Origin of the sequence: Pseudomonas sp. (assembly GCF_026224925.1) — a bacterium.
Classification (GTDB): Bacteria; Pseudomonadota; Gammaproteobacteria; order Pseudomonadales; family Pseudomonadaceae; genus Aquipseudomonas.
Genome location: NZ_JAMFRV010000532.1, coordinates 1 through 4,845, shown reverse-complemented (window position 1 = coordinate 4,845; position 4,845 = coordinate 1). Strand labels below are relative to the sequence as shown.

The 4,845-nt window shown below is 57.0% G+C and carries 3 protein-coding genes; 2 read left to right on the top strand and 1 reads right to left on the bottom strand.

Going from position 1 to position 4,845, the window contains the following annotated elements; translation table 11 throughout:
* The first annotated feature begins 124 nt into the window (after positions 1–124).
* Entirely contained in the window at positions 125–1,000 is an 876-nt protein-coding gene (locus tag M0974_RS22415; protein ID WP_297841926.1) for an undecaprenyl-diphosphate phosphatase, read from the top strand.
* Positions 1,001–1,166: 166 nt separating this feature from the next.
* On the opposite strand, the gene M0974_RS22410 is transcribed toward M0974_RS22415, so the two are convergent.
* Positions 1,167–2,588, bottom strand: a complete 1,422-nt coding sequence (locus tag M0974_RS22410; protein WP_297841924.1) for an amino acid permease — start codon at positions 2,586–2,588, stop codon at positions 1,167–1,169.
* A gap of 518 nt (positions 2,589–3,106) precedes the next feature.
* Here M0974_RS22410 and M0974_RS22405 point away from each other — a divergent pair.
* A partial coding sequence (locus M0974_RS22405; RefSeq protein WP_297841921.1) for a biosynthetic peptidoglycan transglycosylase occupies positions 3,107–4,845 on the top strand: 1,739 nt, incomplete at its 3' end.

Below are 4,845 nucleotides of genomic sequence, written 5' to 3'. Positions count from 1 at the left end.
GGTTGGGCATGTCGGCTCGGGTGGTTGCGGTTTAGAGGGCTGGTTTGTCACGCAAACCGATCACTAATGTCACCGCTTCACGCTATGCTCCGTGTCTCAGACCAACTTTTGGAAGGACATCCCTTTGGCAACCATCTGCTCGAGCGGTCTCGATACCGGCTTTGCCTCCCTTGACTACCTGCAGATCGGCATTCTGGGCGTGATTCAGGGTATTACCGAACTGCTGCCCATTTCCTCCACGGCCCACATGCGTATCGTCCCAGCCCTGCTGGGCTGGCCCGACCCGGGTTCGGCGTTCTCTGCGGCGATGCAACTGGCGGCGTTGGCGGCGGTGGTCAGCTATTTCTGGCGCGACGTACAACAGGTGGTGGGCGGCAGCATTACTGCCGTGCGCCAGGGTGACTACGACAACCGCTGGTTCAAATTGGCCGTGGCGATCATCCTTGCCACCATCCCCATTGTCATTGCCGGGGTGGCGCTGTCACCTATCCTCAACGCCTGCAATTCACCCTTGCGCGGGCTGATGGTGATCGGCGGTTCATGCGTGGTGATGGCGGTACTGCTGGCGGGTGCCGAATTAAGCTGCCGACACCGGCGCGACATGGAGCAGATGCGTCTGCGCGATGCGCTGATCGTTGGCATTGCTCAAGTCGGAGCATTGATCCCTGGCGTCTCGCGCTCGGGGTCGACCCTCACCGCGGCGCTGTTTCTCAACTTCAAACGTGAGGAAGCGGCGCGATTTTCCTTCCTGCTAGGCTTGCCGGCCATTGCCTTGGCGGGGCTGAGGGAGTTGTGGGTGTTGCTGCATGCCGGGATCGGTGTAGAGGCCTGGGAGCATCTGTTCTTCGGCCTGGTAATCGCCAGCATATCGGCGTTTTTTGCGATCTGGGGGTTGATGAAGTTTCTGGAGCGGTTCTCTACCTGGCCGTTCATTATCTACCGGGCGGTATTGGGGGTATTTTTGATCGTGGCCGTGAGCAGCGGATGGCTGGGCGCCTGAGCCCCGTCTTCGACGCCGCGACACAAAACCTGTAGGAGCTGCCGAAGGCTGCGATAGAAAGCGACCGGTTCCCGGTCGATCGCAGCCTCCGGCTGCTCCTACAAGTGGTTGTCATAAGTGGTATTTGAACCACCGCTTTCGCCAGCAAGCCAAGCCCATATGGTGACTAAACTGCAGTCCTCACCGCGCCAACCACCTGTTCTTTGGGCGCTAGTTTGAACACGTAAAACAACACTGTCAGCCCAACCAGGAACGCAGGTCCTACGTACAGGGCGATGCGGGTTTCTTCGAAGTAGGCCATCAGCCCCACAACAAACAGCAAAAACGCCAGCGCCAAATAAGAGCTGATAGGCCATAGCCACATGCGGAACTTCAGTTGGCTGACCTCTGTTTTACTCAGGCTGCGACGGAATTTAATCTGCGCCAGAAGGATCATGGCCCAGGTCCAAATCGCGCCAAAGGTGGCGATGGCGGTGACCCAAACAAAGACTTTTTCCGGCACTAGGTAGTTGAGTAGCACACCGATCAGCAACGCAAAAATCGACAGCAACAACGCGCGACGCGGTACGCCATTGTCAGCGGTTTGCGCAAAGCTACGGGGCGCCTGGCCATTTTGCGCCAGGCTATAGAGCATGCGTCCGGTGCTGAAGATTCCGCCGTTGCACGATGACAACGCTGCAGTCACGACGACGAAGTTGATGATGCCCGCAGCTGTCTTGATGCCCAAACGCTCGAAGGTCATCACGAAGGGGCTGCCTTGGGTGCCGATCTCGCTCCACGGATAGATCGACAAAATCACGAACAGTGCGCCGACGTAGAACAGCAAAATGCGCCAGAACACCGAACCAATAGCGCGGGGGATGGTTTTTTGTGGGTTCTTAGCTTCACCGGCGGTCAGGCCGATCATTTCGACGCCGAGGTACGCGAACATCACCATTTGCAGGGACATCAAAATCCCCTGCACGCCGTTGGGCATGAAGCCACCGTGGCTCCACAGGTTAGAGATACCCAGCGCTACGCCATTGTTACCGAAGCCAAACGCAATGACGCCGATGCCACCGACCACCATGGCAATGATGGTGACGATCTTGATCAAGGCGAACCAGAACTCGAACTCACCGAAGGCTTTGACGGCGATCAAGTTGACTGTACCCATGCTCACTAGCGCGGCCAACGCCCAAATCCAGCGCGGCGTGTCAGGAAACCAGACGCCCATATACACCGCCACGGCAGTGATTTCCGCGACGCAGGTCACCAGCCATAGAAACCAATAGTTCCAGCCGGTCAGGAAGCCGGCCAGCGGGCCGAGATAATCCTGTGCGTAACGGCTGAACGACCCGGCTACCGGATTGTGCACGGCCATTTCACCCAGGGCGCGCATGATGACCAGGATCGCCAGGCCGCCAATGATGTAGGACAGCATGATCGCCGGCCCGGCCATCTGAATCGCCTTGGCCGACCCGAGGAACAGCCCGACACCAATACAGGCGCCCAACGCCATGAGGCGGATGTGCCGCTCACCCAACTCTCGTTTCAGAGGACCGCCTTGGGCGGTTTCTGCCTGCACAGTGTGCTTGCCGACTGGCATAGATTTACAACCTCGTATTGTTATTGGATGTAGTCAATCGACGGCTCGAAGCACTGGCGGATGAGCCTGCGCGCCGCATGGCCAGACTCATCCTTATGAGCGAGCTGATCAAGCGGGAACCAATGCGACTGAAATCGGCGGTGATTGTCGCACAACAAAAGTGCGCGACTGGCCCCGACAAAGAGCACTGCCCATCAGCGCAATATGCGCTGCGGCAATGGTTGCGCAGTATAAAAATCTGTAGCCAGTTGTTTTAACTGTATAACCATTTTTATTCAGAGATAAATCGAGTCCAATTGAATTTATGCAGGTTAATAAGGTAATAGCCAGTTATCAAAGCGTGTTATCTACCTGCAACACACTTAGCCCTAACTTGGCGCACTGATAGCGCACTGATATCAAGCATCATTTACGAGAGGGCCCATACACACTCATACCTATACAAATAATTCACTGATGACGGCCAGCGTCTAAGCTTGTGTCAGGTGCGATTAACACGCTTAACCGGGCCAATCGATATGGGCGCTTTGTGGCATTCCGATTCGAAAAAGACTGTCGCTCCCGCTGACGGTCTTGATGACGTTCCATTGCCAAAACGTCCTCGTCGTAAACGGTACGGCTGGCGCATGTTTTGGGTGGTGTCCGTAATTGGCCTGATTGCTCTGGGCTTTGCCGTGTCCGCCGAAATACATAGCTCCAGGCTGCAGGCACGGGAGTTCAGTCGCTTCGGCAACCAGCTTGGTTACTCGATGCAGAACGGCCCGAGCAACGCCATCGTTTATCCCGGTGATGGCCCGTTCGACAAGCGTTTGGGTTATTCCGCACTGGGCGAGTTCCTGCCCCGCTTACTCAAACGTGATTACCTGATCACACAACAAGTGCGCTTCTCCCCTGACCTGCTCGGCTATAGTCAGCGCGGTTTTTTCGTGCCCTATCAGGAGAAAATTCAGGCCGGATTGTCGATTACTGACTGCCAAGGATCGCCGCTTTATCAGTTTGTTTATCCACAGCAGCTTTATCCCGACTTCGCGAGCATCCCGCCACTGGTGGTGAACAGCCTGTTGTTTATCGAGAACCGTGACCTGCTTGACCCAAAACAACCGCAAGCAAACCCCGCGATCGATTGGCCTCGGTTTGCAAAAGCCGCGGCCTCGCAAGTGGCGAAGGTGTTCGCCCTGGGCGGCCAATCTGCGGGCGGCAGCACCTTGGCCACGCAACTTGAGAAGTACCGTCACTCACCCGACGGCCTGACTCAATCGGGCGCAGAGAAGCTGCGGCAGATGATTTCCGCCAGCGTCCGAGCCTATCAAACCGGCCCACAAACCATGGACGCCCGGCAACGCGTGGTCCGGGATTACCTCAACAGTGTGCCGCTGTCAGCAGTGCCGGGGCACGGCGAGGTGCATGGCCTGTCTGAAGGCTTGCGCGTGTGGTACGGCGCGGATTTCGACGCGGTCAACGCACAACTTCGCAGCAGCGCCAGTGACCCGAAAAACCTCGCCGCCCGTGGGCTAGCGCTGCGACAGGTACTGTCATTGGTGATCGCTCAACGCCGGCCTTCGCATTACCTGACCAAAGGCCGTGAGGAATTAGCGCAACTCACCGACAGCCATATCCGCCTACTGACGCAGAACGGCGTAATCGACCAAACGTTGGCCGCAGCGGCACTCGACAGCGTGGTGACATATCGTGATTGGGAGCAGCAACCAACCCTTCAACTGAATGAAACCGACAAAGGCATCAGCGTCGCCCGCAGTCACTTATCGACGTTACTAAACCGGTCGTTATATGACCTCGACCGCCTGGATCTGTCGGCCACCAGCACCTTGCAAAACGTTCTGCAAACCAACGTCAGTCAATACCTTCGAGACTTGGCCGACCCCGCAATTGCCGGCAAGCTGGGTTTGATCGGCGAGCATCTGTTGACCCCAACCAGCACCACTCAAGTTCGTTATAGCTTCACCTTGTTTGAACGTGACCCGGACGGCTCGCGGGTTCGGGTGCAAACCGACAGCACCGATCAGCCGTTCGATATCAACGAGGGCAGCAAACTGGAGCTGGGTTCCACTGCGAAAATGCGGGTGCTCACAACGTATCTGGAAATCATCTCCGAGCTGCACCAGCGTTATGCCGGACAAACCCCGTCAGCGTTGAAGGCGGTCCCGGTGGAGGAGCAAGACCGACTGACCCGTTGGGCCGTGGATTACCTGATTCAAAACAAGGACCAAGACCTGTCGAAGATGCTCGCCGCGGCACT